Origin of the sequence: Actinoallomurus vinaceus (assembly GCF_039542055.1) — a bacterium.
Taxonomy (GTDB): Bacteria; Actinomycetota; Actinomycetes; order Streptosporangiales; family Streptosporangiaceae; genus Actinoallomurus; species Actinoallomurus vinaceus.
In genome coordinates this window covers 452,767-466,245 of sequence record NZ_BAABHK010000002.1, presented here as the reverse complement: position 1 = coordinate 466,245, position 13,479 = coordinate 452,767, and the positions used below count along the sequence as shown (strand labels likewise).

At 72.9% G+C, this 13,479-nt stretch carries 15 protein-coding genes; 13 read left to right on the top strand and 2 right to left on the bottom strand.

The features are described from left to right. Positions 1–106: 106 nt before the first annotated feature. From ABEA24_RS08240 to ABEA24_RS08185, 12 genes are all read left to right on the top strand, one after another. Complete coding sequence (locus tag ABEA24_RS08240) at positions 107–1,297, top strand: cytochrome P450 family protein (RefSeq protein ID WP_345430071.1); 1,191 nt, start codon at positions 107–109, stop codon at positions 1,295–1,297. 38 nt (positions 1,298–1,335) lie between these two features. Continuing rightward, positions 1,336–3,609: an FdhF/YdeP family oxidoreductase gene (locus ABEA24_RS08235; RefSeq protein ID WP_345430070.1), complete on the top strand. Its 2,274-nt coding sequence runs from the start codon at positions 1,336–1,338 to the stop codon at positions 3,607–3,609. 204 nt (positions 3,610–3,813) lie between these two features. After that, entirely contained in the window at positions 3,814–4,401 is a 588-nt protein-coding gene (locus tag ABEA24_RS08230; RefSeq protein WP_345430069.1) for a hypothetical protein, read from the top strand. Between the two features lie 5 nt (positions 4,402–4,406). After that, complete coding sequence (locus ABEA24_RS08225; RefSeq protein ID WP_345430068.1) at positions 4,407–5,666, top strand: SRPBCC family protein; 1,260 nt, start codon at positions 4,407–4,409, stop codon at positions 5,664–5,666. Between the two features lie 59 nt (positions 5,667–5,725). Continuing rightward, the gene (gene gvpJ, locus ABEA24_RS08220) at positions 5,726–6,088 is read left to right on the top strand and encodes a gas vesicle protein GvpJ (RefSeq protein WP_425551154.1); all 363 of its coding nucleotides are present in this window, start codon (positions 5,726–5,728) and stop codon (positions 6,086–6,088) included. 1 nt (position 6,089) lies between these two features. Then, positions 6,090–6,875 carry a GvpL/GvpF family gas vesicle protein gene (locus ABEA24_RS08215; RefSeq protein WP_345430066.1) on the top strand — a complete coding sequence of 262 codons (786 nt, stop codon included), beginning with the start codon at positions 6,090–6,092 and terminating at the stop codon, positions 6,873–6,875. Between the two features lie 4 nt (positions 6,876–6,879). Further along, positions 6,880–7,122 (top strand): gas vesicle protein GvpG, encoded by a 243-nt coding sequence (locus ABEA24_RS08210; RefSeq protein ID WP_345430065.1) that lies wholly within the window; start codon positions 6,880–6,882, stop codon positions 7,120–7,122. Between the two features lie 45 nt (positions 7,123–7,167). Continuing rightward, entirely contained in the window at positions 7,168–7,572 is a 405-nt protein-coding gene (gvpO, locus tag ABEA24_RS08205) for a gas vesicle protein GvpO (protein WP_345430064.1), read from the top strand. After that, a complete protein-coding gene (locus ABEA24_RS08200; RefSeq protein WP_345430063.1) occupies positions 7,569–8,051 on the top strand; it encodes a gas vesicle protein in 483 nt (160 codons plus the stop codon). Before gvpO ends, ABEA24_RS08200 begins: the two co-directional genes overlap by 4 nt. Beyond that, the gene (locus ABEA24_RS08195) at positions 8,044–8,835 is read left to right on the top strand and encodes a GvpL/GvpF family gas vesicle protein (RefSeq protein WP_345430062.1); all 792 of its coding nucleotides are present in this window, start codon (positions 8,044–8,046) and stop codon (positions 8,833–8,835) included. Before ABEA24_RS08200 ends, ABEA24_RS08195 begins: the two co-directional genes overlap by 8 nt. Next, a complete protein-coding gene (locus ABEA24_RS08190; RefSeq protein ID WP_345430061.1) occupies positions 8,832–9,077 on the top strand; it encodes a gas vesicle protein in 246 nt (81 codons plus the stop codon). The genes ABEA24_RS08195 and ABEA24_RS08190 overlap by 4 nt, the downstream gene beginning before the upstream one ends. Then, positions 9,074–9,427, top strand: a complete 354-nt coding sequence (locus ABEA24_RS08185) for a gas vesicle protein K (protein ID WP_345430060.1) — start codon at positions 9,074–9,076, stop codon at positions 9,425–9,427. The genes ABEA24_RS08190 and ABEA24_RS08185 overlap by 4 nt, the downstream gene beginning before the upstream one ends. A gap of 19 nt (positions 9,428–9,446) precedes the next feature. Here the strand turns inward: ABEA24_RS08185 and ABEA24_RS08180 are convergent, their stop codons facing one another. After that, positions 9,447–10,466 (bottom strand): LacI family DNA-binding transcriptional regulator, encoded by a 1,020-nt coding sequence (locus ABEA24_RS08180; RefSeq protein ID WP_345430059.1) that lies wholly within the window; start codon positions 10,464–10,466, stop codon positions 9,447–9,449. A 97-nt stretch (positions 10,467–10,563) separates the two neighbouring features. Further along, positions 10,564–12,930 (bottom strand): hypothetical protein, encoded by a 2,367-nt coding sequence (locus ABEA24_RS08175; protein ID WP_345430058.1) that lies wholly within the window; start codon positions 12,928–12,930, stop codon positions 10,564–10,566. Between the two features lie 156 nt (positions 12,931–13,086). On the opposite strand from ABEA24_RS08175, the gene ABEA24_RS08170 reads away from it, so the two are divergent. Beyond that, complete coding sequence (locus ABEA24_RS08170; RefSeq protein WP_345430057.1) at positions 13,087–13,446, top strand: response regulator; 360 nt, start codon at positions 13,087–13,089, stop codon at positions 13,444–13,446. Positions 13,447–13,479: the final 33 nt, after the last annotated feature.

Genomic DNA, 13,479 nt, shown 5'->3' with positions numbered 1-13,479 from the left:
CGCCTCTGCACTTCGCTCTTGCCGTCCGCCTCGGGCCGGCGGCAGGCGGCGCGGCGCGGCGCGACGGTTCCGTCCTCGCCCGCGGCCACCCGGTACATTCAGGGCGGTGCAGCCGGTAAAGATCGACAGCGAGTTCGTCACGAGTCCACGCGCCGTATACGCCCGCCTCCGCGAGGAGGGACCGGTGCATCGCGCCCTGGCCCCGGACGGCACGCAGGTCTGGCTGGTCACCCGGTACGAGGACGTCCGCAAGGCGCTGGCCGATCCGCGGTTGTCGCTGGACAAGGCCCGGTCCAACGGCGGGTACAAGGGGTTCTCGCTGCCGCCCGCCCTGGACGCGAACCTGCTGAACATGGACCCGCCGGCCCACACGCGGCTGCGCCGCATCGTGGCGAAGGGGTTCACGCCGCGCCGGATCGAGCGGCTCCGGCCACGCGTACGGGTCATCGCCGAGGAGTTGCTGGACGCGCTCGACGGACGCGAGGAGGTCGACCTCCTCGCCGCGTACTGCGCGCCGCTGCCGATCATCGTGATCTGCGAGCTCCTCGGCGTCGACGCGGCGGACCGGCCGGATTTCCGTTCCTGGACCGATGGCCTGCTCGCGCCCGCGACACCGCAGCACGCGCGCGACTCGCTGGGCTCGTTGTACCGCTTCATCCTCGACCTCATCGCGGCCAAGCGGGCGGCGCCGGGCGAGGACATGCTCAGCGCGCTGATCCAGCTCCGTGACGAGGAGGACCGGCTCAGCGAGGACGAACTGACCTCCGCCGCCTTCCTGGTCCTGTTCGCCGGCTACGAGAACACCATGCACCTGCTGGGCAACGGCCTCGTCGCGCTGCTGACCCGGCCGGACGCGCTGATCGCGGCGCGCGCGGAGCTCACCCCGGCCGTGGTGGACGAGTTGCTGCGGTTCGATCCGCCGCCACAGCTCGCCATCCGCCGGTTCCCGGTGACGGACGTGGAGATCGGCGGGGTGACGATCCCGGCGGGAGAGACGGTCATGCTCTCCCTGGTGTCCGCCCACCACGACGCGGCCCGGTTCCCCGATCCGGACCGGCTGGACCCGGGCCGCACCGACAATCCGCACCTGGGCTTCGGGCACGGTCCGCATTACTGCCTCGGCGCGTCGCTGGCGCGCATGGAGGTCGAGGCGGGCATCGCCGTGCTGCTTCACCGGTTCCCGCACCTCGCGCTCGCCGTCGCCGAGGAGGATCTTGAGTGGCGCGATTCCTTCCGCAACCGCGGGCTCCGGGCCCTCCCGGTCACGCTCCGCCAAATCGGGGAATGTCATCCTTGACTCGGACGGGCGCCGAACCCGGGAACAGGAGAACAGCGATGTCATGGCGCAGGCCTCCAACCGACGATGCCGACGACGCGGGGATGGAGGTCAGTTCGCCGGAGCACGTCGCCGCCGGTCTCCCCGGCGTCCGCGCCGGTCTGGGCGGTGCGCTGCGGGAGATGGGGACGCGCCGCACGGCCCTCACCCTGCTCCGGGTGAACCAGAAGGACGGGTTCGACTGTCCCGGCTGTGCCTGGCCGGAGGGCGACCACCGGCACGTGGCGGAGTTCTGCGAGAACGGCGCCAAGGCCGTCGCGGAGGAGGCCACGACCCACCGGGTGACGCGGGAGTTCTTCGCCGCCCACCCGGTGACGGAGCTGGCGGAGCGGAGCGACCACTGGCTCGGAAAGCAGGGCCGGCTCACCGAGCCGATGCTGAAGCGGGCCGGGAGCGACCACTACGAGCCCGTCTCGTGGGACGAGGCGTTCGCGCTGGTGGCGGCCGAGCTGAACGCGCTGTCCTCGCCGGACGAGGCCGTCTTCTACACCTCCGGCCGTACGAGCAATGAGGCCGCGTTCGCCTACCAGCTCTTCGTCCGGGCCTTCGGCACGAACAACCTGCCGGACTGCTCGAACATGTGCCACGAGTCGTCGGGTTCGGCGCTGACCGAGACGCTCGGCGTCGGCAAGGGATCGGTGCTGCTGGAGGACCTGCACACCGCCGACCTCATCTTCGTGGTCGGGCAGAACCCGGGAACGAACCATCCGCGCATGCTGACCGCCCTGGAGCGGGCCAAGAAGGCCGGGGCGCGGATCGTGGCGGTCAACCCGCTGCCCGAGGCCGGGCTGATCCGCTTCAAGAACCCGCAGACGGCGTCCGGGCTGGTGGGGAAGGGCACGCCGCTGGCCGACCTGTTCCTGCAGATCCGGGTGAACGGCGACCTGGCGCTGTTCCAGGCCCTGAACCGCCTGCTGCTGGACAAGGACGCGGTCGACCACGAGTTCCTGGCGGCGCACACGAGCGGGTTCGACGAGCTCGCCGCCCACCTGCGCGCCCTGGACTGGGAGCAGGTCCTGGAGGCGACCGGGCTGTCGAGGGAGCAGATCGACGAGGCGCTCGCCGAGGTGCTGCGGGCCGACCGGATCGTCGTCTGCTGGGCGATGGGGCTGACCCAGCACAAGAACTCCGTACCGACGATCCGCGAGGTCGTGAACTTCCTGCTGCTGCGCGGCAACATCGGCCGGCCCGGCGCCGGGGTGTGCCCGGTGCGCGGGCACTCGAACGTCCAGGGCGACCGGACGATGGGCATCAACGAGAAGCCGCCCGCGGGGTTCCTGGACGCGCTGGGCGCCGAGTTCGGGTTCGAGCCGCCGCGCGAGCACGGCGTCGACACGGTCGCGGCGATCCGGGCGATGCGGGAGGGCCGGATCAAGGTCTTCTTCGGCATGGGCGGCAACTTCGTCCGGGCGGCCCCGGACTCGGCCGTGACCGAGGCGGCCATGCGGGCCTGCCGGCTCACCGTCCAGGTGTCCACCAAGCTCAACCGTTCGCACGCGGTCGCGGGGGAGCAGGCGCTGATCCTGCCGACGCTGGGCCGGACGGAGCTGGACGTACGGGCGGGCGGCCCGCAGTTCGTGTCGGTCGAGGACTCGATGGGCATGGTGCACGCCTCGCGCGGCCGGCTGCGGCCCGCCTCCCCGCACCTGCTGTCGGAGGTCGCGATCGTGTGCCGCCTGGCCCGGGCCGCCCTGCCCGGCGCGGGGATCGACTGGGCGGCGCTGGAGGACGACTACGACCGGATCCGGGACCACATCTCCCGCGTCGTCCCGGGCTTCGCGGACTACAACGCCCGCGTCCGCGCGCCGGGTGGGTTCACACTGCCGCACGCTCCGCGCGACGAGCGGCGCTTCCCGACGGCCTCGGGGAAGGCCCGGATCACGGTCAACCCCCTGGAGGTGCTGCGGGTGCCGGAGGGGCGTCTGTTGCTGCAGACCATCCGGAGCCACGACCAGTACAACACGACCGTGTACGGCCTGGACGATCGCTACCGGGGCGTACGGGCCGGACGCCGGGTGGTGTTCGTCAACCCGGCCGACCTGGAGGCGCTCGGGATCGCCGAGGGTGCCGTCGTCGATCTGGTCGGCGAGTGGGCCGACGGCGTGGAGCGGCGGGCGCCCGCCTTTCGCGCCGTCGGGTATCCGACGGCGCGCGGCTGCGCGGCGGCCTACTTCCCCGAGACGAACGTCCTGGTCCCCCTGGACAGCACGGCCGACGTCAGCAACACCCCGACGTCCAAGTCCGTGATCGTCAGGCTCGAACCGGTGGGGTGACGGACGGGCATACCCGGCCGCTCGCGGAGCGTGTTTTGGGGGCGACCTTGCGGGTAAGGCGAAGCGTGTTAGACGTACGAATTGATCGTATGTGCGCCTGATTTCGACGTCTTCGGCATCGGGGGATGGCCGAGTTCGGGATCGGTCCGGGGCGGTGCGGGGGCACGGCATCCGCCCCGGCGACGGCGCCAAAGGGGGACGATCATGAAGGACGGACTGCGGATTGCCCTGGCCGTCGGCGCGGGCTACCTGATGGGGCGCAGACGCAAGATGAAGCTCGCGTTGACGCTCGCGGCGGCCGGGGCGTCCGGCCGTATCGCCAAGGACCCGGCCGGACTGGTCAAGCAGGGCACCAAGCTGCTCAGCGGCTCTCCCGAGCTCAAGACCCTGACCGACACCGTTCGCGTACGCCTCGTCGAGGCGGGCAAGGCGGCCGCCGTCACGGCGGCGAGCAGCCAGATCGACGCGCTGAGCGACCGCCTCGAGCGGCGGACCGACTCTCTGCTCCGGCCACGGATGCCCGGTGGCGCGCGGGAGGAGGAAGAGGACGTCGCGGACCGGGGCGCGTACGAGGACCATGACGAGGAGCGCGAGGAACGGCCGAGGCGCCGGCCTCCTGCGGGCCGCGGCAGGCCCCGCGCCTCCCGGGAGGACACCGAGGACGTCGAGCGGCCGCGCGCCGCACGGCGCGGAGCGGGGGCGGAGCCCGAGGACGAGTTCGACGAAGAGCCCGAGCGGCCACGCCGGGCCGGCCGGTTCGGCGGGTCGCCCGTCCGGCGGACGCGGAGGTGAGCGCCGTGACGGAGGCAAGACGCGCGGCAAGGGAAGCGACGCGCTCGGCGACCAGGCCGCTGGAAGAGGCCACGGAACGCCTTCCCGGCGGCGAACTGCTCAAGGACCTGCACGCCGACCGGCTGTTCGACGAGTTCCAGGGCCTCGTCACCGCGATGGCCACACGCGCCGCGCTCTCCCTGCTCGCCAAGGTCGAAGGCGCGGCGGAGCGGCTCGGTGACTACTCCGAGCGCGGTGGGGGAGGCCTGCTGTCCGCGCTGACGGGAGGCGCGGGAGGAGGGCTGCTGTCCGCCGTGACCAAGGGCGGCGGCGAGGGCCTGCTGTCCGCGGTCACCAAGGGCGGGGGCGGCCTGCTGTCCACCCTGACGGGGGGAGGCGAGGGCGACGGCGGGGGATCGCTGAAGGACCGGCTCGCCCCCGGCTTCAACGCGCTGAAGGCGTACGCCAAGACCAAGCTCGAACAGAAGGCGCGCGGAGGCAAGGGCGGCAAGGGCAAGAAGCTCAAGGTCATCAACATCGTCGAGACGCTCGACGTCGGCGTGCCGCGGCGACTGGCCTACGACCAGTGGACCCGGTTCGAGGACTTCCCGTCGTTCACCAAGAAGGTGGAGGACGTCCACCAGGAGTCCGACGAGAAGGTCCGCTGGAAGGCCCAGATCTTCTGGTCGCACCGCAACTGGGAGTCGACGATCGTCGAGCAGGTCCCCGACCGGCGCATCGTCTGGCGCTCCCGGGGACCCAAGGGGTACGTGGACGGCGCGGTGGTGTTCAGCGAGATCGGGCCGGACATGACCCGCATCGCGCTCGTGCTGGAGTACCACCCGCAGGGGCTCTTCGAGCACACCGGCAACCTGTGGCGCGCCCAGGGACGCCGCGCGCGCCTGGAGTTCAAGCACTTCCGGCGGCACGTCATGACCCAGGCGATCCTGCGCCCGGACGATATCGAGGGCTGGCGCGGGGAGATCCGCGACGGTGAGGTGGTCAAGGACCACGAGACCGCGCTGCGAGAGGAGCGGGAGGCCGAAGGCCGGCCCGCGGAGCGCGAGGAGTACGGCGAGGAAGAGCCGGAACGCGCGGAGCGGCGCGGACGCGAGGAACGGTATGAGGGCGAGGAGGAGCCCGGGTACGAGTACGACTACGAGGAAGAAGAGCCTGGGGAGGAGGAGCCCCGGCGCCGCGAGACGGTGCGCTCCGGGCGGGGGAGGGGCGAGGCCGGGCGCGGGGATCGGCCCGACCGCCCGGCACACCGCGAGCGCCGCGGCTGACCGAGGACACATTGGGGGGGACCATGACCACGGCAGTACAGCCGGCGGGCGGAGGCGGCATGGGGCGGCCTTCGGGAGGCGGCCTGGCCGACGTGATCGACACGATCCTGGACAAGGGCCTGGTCATCGACGCGTACGTCCGGGTTTCGCTGGTCGGCATCGAGGTGCTGACCATCGACGCGCGCATCGTGGTGGCCAGCGTCGAGACGTACCTGCAGTTCGCCGAGGCGGCCAACCGCCTGGACCTGACGCAGACCGAGGAGCAGGGGATCCCCGGGCTGATGAAGGACATTCAGGAGGGCGGCGCCAAGCACAAGACCCGGGGCGCCATCGAGGGCGTCGGCGAGAAGCTCCGTGAGTTCGCGGGCGTCGATGACGCCGAGCGGGCGGTGCGGCGGCGCCACCGGCAGGGGGAGGAGTGAGATGGCAGCACCCGAGCAGACCCGAGAGGCGCAGGAGGAGCGCGCCGTCGGCTGCTACGTGTACGGCATCCTGCCCGGAGACGTCGAGGTGAGCCCCGACGCGCGCGGCCTGCGGGACGGCGGCGTCGACCTGGTCCGCCACGGGCGGATCGCCGCCCTCGTGAGCGAGATCCGGGTCGGCACCCCGATCGGCCGGCCGGAGGACCTCACCGCGCACCAGCGGCTGCTGGACGATGCCGCCGTGGAGGTCCCGGTGCTCCCGCTGCGCTTCGGCGCGGTGCTCACGAGCCGCGAGGCCGTGGAGGAGGAGCTCCTGGCCGCCAACCACGACCGGTTCCTGGCCGCGCTGGACGAGATGGAAGGGCGCGTCGAGTACGTCCTGAAGGGCCGTTACGAGGAGCGTGCCGTGCTCCGCGAGATCATGGCCGAGGTCCCGGAGGCCGGCCGCCTCCGCGAGGAGATCCGCGACCGGCCCGAAGAGCTCACCCGCGACGCCCGGATCCGGCTCGGCGAGACCATCAACCAGGCGATCTCCGCCAAGCGTGAGGCCGACACCCAGCGAGCCGTCGAGGCGCTGTCCGGCCACGCGGTGGCGACGGTCCTTCGCGAGCCGACGCACCGCGAGGACGCCGTCCAGGCCGCCTTCCTCGTCGAGACCGCGCAGCGGCAGCGGTTCGAGAAGGCCGTGGAGGAGCTCGCCCAAGAGTGGCAGGGCCGCGTGGGCCTCCGCCGGCTCGGCCCGATGGCACCGTACGACTTCGTCGTCACGCCGAGGCCGGGAGGGTGATCCGATGGGTCTCGTCTCGTCGATCCTCACGTTGCCGCTCCTCCCGGTGAAAGGCGTGATCAAGCTGGGCGAGGTGATCCAGCAGCAGGTCGAGCAGGAGCTCACGAGCCCGATGGCGATCCGCGCGCAGCTCGAGGAGCTCGAGCGGCAACGACAGGCCGGCCTCATCTCGGAGGAGGAAGAGGCCGAGGCGCAGCAGGAGATCCTCGGCCGTCTGATCGGCGGCCAGGCCACCGGCGCCCCGTAAGGAGCCCCGGCCGCCTCACCGGAAGCCCGCCGGAAGGGAGAGACCGTGTCCGCCAGCCGCAGAGACCGGCCGGAACGCGCGCGCGGGCGGCTCGACGAGTTCGAGGAGGACCATGCGGCCGAGTACGAGGACGCCTACGAGGAGGACGAGCCGGAGACGCGGTCGAGGCGCCGCCAGGCGACCTCGGGCGCGCGGCTGTCCGCAGCCGAGGCGGCCAGGGCCGCACTGCGGGAGATCACCACGCTGACCGGCAAGAGCGCGGAGGGCGTGACGTCCGTGCACCCGGCGGAGGACGGCTGGGTCGCCGGGGTGGAACTGCTCGAGGCGCGCCGCATCCCCTCCTCTTCGGACACGCTCGCCCTCTACGAGGTCGAGATCGACGACGGCGGCGACCTGACGTCGTACCGCCGGATCCAGCGGTACCCGCGCGGCCGCAGTGAGGCGTCATGACCCCGGGCGGGCCGCGCGGAGGCTACGTCACCCCTTACGGGGCGGGGCAGGGCGGCGGGCGCGAGCCCGCCAACCTCGGCGACATCCTCGAGCGGGTCCTGGACAAGGGCATCGTGATCGCCGGCGACATCCAGGTGAACCTCCTCGACATCGAGCTGCTGACCATCAAGCTGCGGCTGCTGATCGTGTCGGTGGAGACCGCGCGGGAGCTGGGCATCGACTGGTGGGAGCACGACCCGTGGCTGACGGGCGACCGGCGCGGCCTGGAAGAGGAGAACCGCCGGCTGCGGGAGCGGGTCGCCGACCTGGAAGAGGACCGCGGCGGCCGGCGGGCCGCCGAGCTGGGAGAGGGCCGGCGGGCCGCCGGTCTGGAGGAGGGCCGGGGCGGGCGGCGCGCCGTCGAGGCCCCGTACGAGGAGTCGTCCGGCCGCCCGGACCCGGAGCGCCGCCGTACCGATCGGGAGCGCCGCCGTGACTGAGTCCGGAACGTACCTGTACGCCATCGCCCGGGACACCGGGGCGGCCCTGCCGCCGGGTCTGACGGGGCTGCTCGGCGCACCGGTGCGGACGGTCGCGGAGGCGGGGCTCGCCGCACACGTCGGGACCGTGCCGCTCGAGCAGTTCGGCGAGGAGGGCCTGAAGCGCAACCTGGAGGACCTGGCGTGGCTGGAGGCCACCGCCCGCGCCCACCACCAGGTCGTGGAGGCGGCCGCGGCAGCGGGGCCGGTCGCTCCCGTCCGGCTCGTGACCGTCTACCGCGACGACGAGCAGGTACGCCGTCTGCTGCGGGAACGCGCCGAGGAGTTCACCGAGGTGCTCGCCCGGGTGACCGGACGCCGGGAGTGGGGCGTGAAGGTGTACGCGACCGCCCAGCACACTCCCTCCGGCGACGTGCGGACGCCCGAACGTCCGGAGCAGGCCACCGGACGGCCCGGCACCGCGTACCTCAAGCGCCGCCGGACGGACCTGCGCACTCGCGAGGAGGCGTGGCGGCAGGCGGCCTCGCGCGCCGAGCGGATCGACGCGGTCCTGGCCGGGATCGCGGTGGCGCGCCGCCACCACCGGGCTCAGGACCCTCAGCTGTCCGGCCGCGAGGACTGGATGGTGCTGAACGGCGCGTACCTCGTCGACGACGATCGCGGCGAGGAGTTCGCCGCCACGGTCGCCGCGCTCCGCGAGCCGGAGCTGGAGGTACAGCTCACCGGGCCGTGGGCGCCGTACTCCTTCACGATCTCCGAACCCGGCGCGGGAGGGACCGCGTGACGGTCGACCGCGCCATCGGGCCCTCGCCGGCCGCGCGAAGCGGCGTCCCCGCACAGCGCGTCGCGCTCGTCGACCTGCTCGACCGCCTGCTGGCCGGCGGTGTCGTCATCAGCGGCGACCTGGTCCTGTCCATCGCCGATGTCGACCTCGTCCGGATCTCGCTGCGAGTGCTGATCGGCTCGGTCGGCGGGGACGACGTCATCGCCCCGCGGGATCCCGAACGCGGGAGGGCGGCACCGTGAACGAGCCCATCCGCGCCCGCCCGCTCGACCCGGACGCCGTCCACCCGGCGGGCGCCCCGGCTCGCCGCGGAGCCCGGCGCATCGAGGCCGACTCCGAGACCGTCCAGCGCGACCTGGCCCAGCTGGTCCTCACCGTCGTCGAACTCGTACGGCAGCTGGTCGAACGCCAGTGCATCCGCCGGGTCGACCAGGGCGACCTGTCCGACGAGCAGGTCGAGGAGATCGGCGTCACGCTGATGCGGCTGGAGGAGGCCATGGAGGAGCTGTGCGACCGGTTCGACCTCACGATGTCCGACCTCAACCTCGACCTCGGCCCGCTCGGCACCCTCCTTCCCACCGACCGCGACTGACGATCGCCGGGTCCCGACGTCAGGCCGGGGCCGGCGCGGTGGAGTCGCGGACGACCAGACGGCACGGCATCCGGTGGACGCCCGGGGTCGCGCCGCCGTCGATCGCGGCGAACAGCTGCTGCGCCGCCGTGCGGCCGAGACTCTCCAGGTTCATGTCGACGGTGGTCAGCGGGGGCCTGGACTCGGTGGCCAGCACCTCCCAGTTGTCGTAGCCGACGACCGCGACGTCGTCGGGCACGCGACGGCCCCGTTCGCGGGCCGCGTCGATGAAACCGGCGGCGATCTGGTCGTTGCCGCACACCACGGCATCGGGCTCCGGGTCGGTCCGGAACACCATCTCCGCGGCCTGCCGCCCCCACCGCTGGGACCACGCGCCGTGCCACGCCTGGCCGCAGAGCGTCAGTCCGGCGTCCTCCAGGGCCGCTCGCACGCCGGCGGCCCGATCGCGGGCGGCCTGGTAGTGGACCGGCCCGGTGATGTGGGCGATCCGGCGACGTCCCAGGGCCAGCAGGTGCTCGACGGCGAGCCTCGCGCCGCCGACGTCGTCCGGCACGAACGAGACGTCGTCGGGGTCCTCGGACGGGGCGTAGGCGTAGACGACCGGGACCGGCAGGCCCCGGCTGAGCGAGGGACGCGGGTCGGTGCTCTGGCCGACGACGATGAGCCCGTCGACCCGGTGACTCAGCAGCGTGCGCAGGTGATGCTGCTCGCGGATCGAGTCGCCGCGGGCGTCGCAGAGCAGGACGGCCATCTCTCCGACCCCGAAGGCGTCCTCGGCGCCGAACATCACCGGGATGCCGAAGCGCCCGACGCTGTCGCTCGTCAGCAGTCCCACCATCCGGCTCTGACCGGACAGGAGGCTGCGGGCGATCGCGTTCGGCCGGAACCCCAGCTCCTCGGCGGCCTGGAGAACGCGCTCCCGGGTCTCGGCGCGGACCTGCGCCCGGCCGTTGATCGCCTTCGAGGCCGTCGCGATGGACACCCCGGCGCGGGTTGCGACGTCCGTGATCGTGACCGGTCGTGGTCGCTGAGATGGCAAAGAGAAATCCTTTTCGGTAGCCGCCGAAACGATCGCTCATCGAAGCCGTTGACAGGCCCAGAGCAAAGCCTACGCCACCGAAAACCTTTCAGGTCACTCATCGACCGGTCGGTGACGGGCACGACGGGCCCGCGGAGCATTGCGCACGTCCCGACGTCGCGGGGCCGATGCGGGCGAGAAGCCGGATCTCGCGGTCCGGGGTTCCCACCCCCGGAATGACCAGGGAGGCGCTCACCGACTGAGTGGCCCTGGTCGCGTACAGCAGGACCTCGACGAAGCACCTCGAGGAATGTACCGGGAGCGTGTCCGGGCACGCGGTGCTGCGGCCGATACGGAAGAGATCGGCGTCCTTCCCGGTGAAGTGCACGCTGCCGGTCGCCAGCGCGCCCTCGCACGTGGTTCCGGACGAGACGAGACGGAAGCCCGCGGGTTCGCCGTTGTCCTGGTAGGGCACGTCGCCGAAGTCGACGGGTCCGGTGCGGTCGGGGGTGCAGGACGGCCCGCCGCCGTTCCCGCCGGTCTTCCCACCGCCGCCATCGCCACCGTTCGTCCCGCCCTCGTCGCCGGTGCCGCGCGCTCCGATCACCCAGAGGTCGGCGTGCGCGGTGCGGTGGGACACCTCGCCTTCCGCCGAGATCGGGTACGGCCGGGAGTCGGCGAGCGACTGCGACCGCGGGATCTGGTGTGCGATCTCGGCGCGCCCGGAGTCGTCCGCGCGGGCACTGTCGATCTGCGCGCTGGTGACGGCGGAGGTCATGGAGAAGCTCACGACCTCACCCGGCTGGAATCCGGTGGCGATCGCGCGGAACGTCTCGCCCGCCGCCACCCGCGACGGCCGCAGCGTCAGATCCGCCGGGCCCGGCCGCCGCGACGATCTGACCGGAACGGGCCGGGAGCTCTTGATCGGTACGGCCGGAGCCGAATAGGCCGGTCCGGACGCGGCGGCCGGGCGTTCTGGGCTGCCGCCCATCGCCGCTCCCACGCCGACGACCGCCCCGGCCACCACGACGGCGGCCGCGCCGGCGATGAGCGCGGGGTGTCCGGCGGCGGCGCCCGTGACCTTTCCCGCGGTCGCCTTCGCGCCCGTGGCCAGGGCGCCGTGCGCGGCGATCAAGCCGCCGCCGGCCGCAGCGCCGGCGGCGACCCCGGCCGTCAGCCCGAGGACCCGGTTGCGCACCTGGAGTTCGTGGGTGAAGTAGGCGACGTCCTCGGCGGCGCCGAGGCTCTCGGCGGCCCGCAGGCCGAGTTGGAGCACCTGCCGCCAGGCTCCCCAGCGCAGGGCGCGGCCGAGCGCGGGAGCGGCGGCGCGGGCGAGGTCACGGGCCTGCTCATGACGTCCGGCGCTCACCGCGGCGGCGAGGACCCGCAGGATCACCGGCGCCTCCTCGGCGGTCTCCCGAGGCGTCGCGGACCGGGCCCACTCGGTGAGCGGTTCGGCGTACCCCGCCGGCTCGGGAGGGTCCACCGACAGCGCCTCGGGGTCCGCGGCGAGGCGGTAGCGGGTCCCGGAGGACGCCGCGAGACGGGCGCGCTCCAGCTCGGCCAGCGCCTCGCCGCTGTCGGACGACCCGGTGAGCACGGTGGCCATGGCCGCCGACAGGGGAGCATCGGCCAGCGCCAGCAGGACGCCCAGCGCCGTCCGGGCGGGCGCCGCGAGCCCGGCGGCCAGGGCCCGCGTGAGCGCCCCGGCGTCGGCGGTCAACGTCGTGGCGGCCCCGGTGCGTACCGCCGCGGCCGCCCGGGCCAGCACCCCGGGATGGCCGCCGGAGGCCTCGAACAGGCGCCGGGCCGCCGTCTGTTCCTCCTCGGTGAGGTCCCGGCCCGCCTCCGCCCCGACCAACCGCAGCGCGGGTTCGCCGGCCAGGCCGCCGAGCTCCAGTGATCGGCCGGCGGCCCCCATCACCGGGTCGACCGAGGAGACGAGCAGCCGGCCGGCCGGGATCGCGTCCAGCAGGACCTCCAGGTCGTCGGCCGGCCCCTCGAAGTCGTCCACGACGACCAGCGCCTGGATCGACCCCATCAGCCGCCGTAGCCGGGCGCGCGTGGGCCGGTAGCCGTCGGTGTCGTAGCAGGCCTGAAAGAGCTCCTGGACGATGTCCTCGACCGCCAGACCGGCTGCGGGGAGGAAGACCACGTCGGCCCCCGCCGTCACCTGGTCCTCCGCCACCCGGCGGAGCAACGCCGACCTGCCGATCCCCGGCACGCCGTGGACGCCGACCGCCTCGCCCTGCTCCAGCCACCGCCGTACCCGGGCGGTCTCCTCCTCCCGGCCGATCAGCGGCCCGGTGGGGTCGGGAAGCGGACGCCCGGCCGGGCGGGTGCGCGGCCGCACCTCCGGCGGTGGGCCGTCCGCCGGCGAGGAGGACGACCCGTGCCGCTGGATGATCACGTTGTGGTCGCCGACCACGACCTGGCCACTGACATCGCGCCCGATATGCACGTGCCGTTCTGCGGAATCCGACATAACGCCCTCTTGATCGCCCCGTGCCGATGCGTCGTCGCCGCATCCGGGACGAGTATGGCTCGCGCCGGATTTTCCGAACTCCTGGGAAATCAGGAGATTCGGCGAAGAATGCCTTCCAAACGATCTTTGTCCCGTCGTTGAATGTCATCATGAGCCATGGCTGCGGGCATTCTCCTGGTGGACGATCACCCCGGGTTCCGGCGGCTGACACGCCGTCTGCTGGAGGCCGGCGGCCTTGAGGTGGTGGGGGAGGCGGCCGATGGCCGCGAGGCGCTCCGACGTGTGGCCGCGCTTTGTCCGGGTGTCGTGGTAATGGACGTGTTTTTGCCTGATATGGACGGATTTGCCGTTGCGGAACGGCTGGCCGCGTCCGAAGAGCCGCCGGTGGTGGTGCTCATTTCCAGCCATTGCAGGGCGGAACTCGGAACGCGCCTCGACCGTGCGCCGATCACCGGATTCCTGGCCAAGGACGAACTCTCCGTACAGCGCCTGACCGAGCTCCTGAGTCGCCGGTGATGGCGCATCTCATCCGTCCCCGTTCCGCCGAAC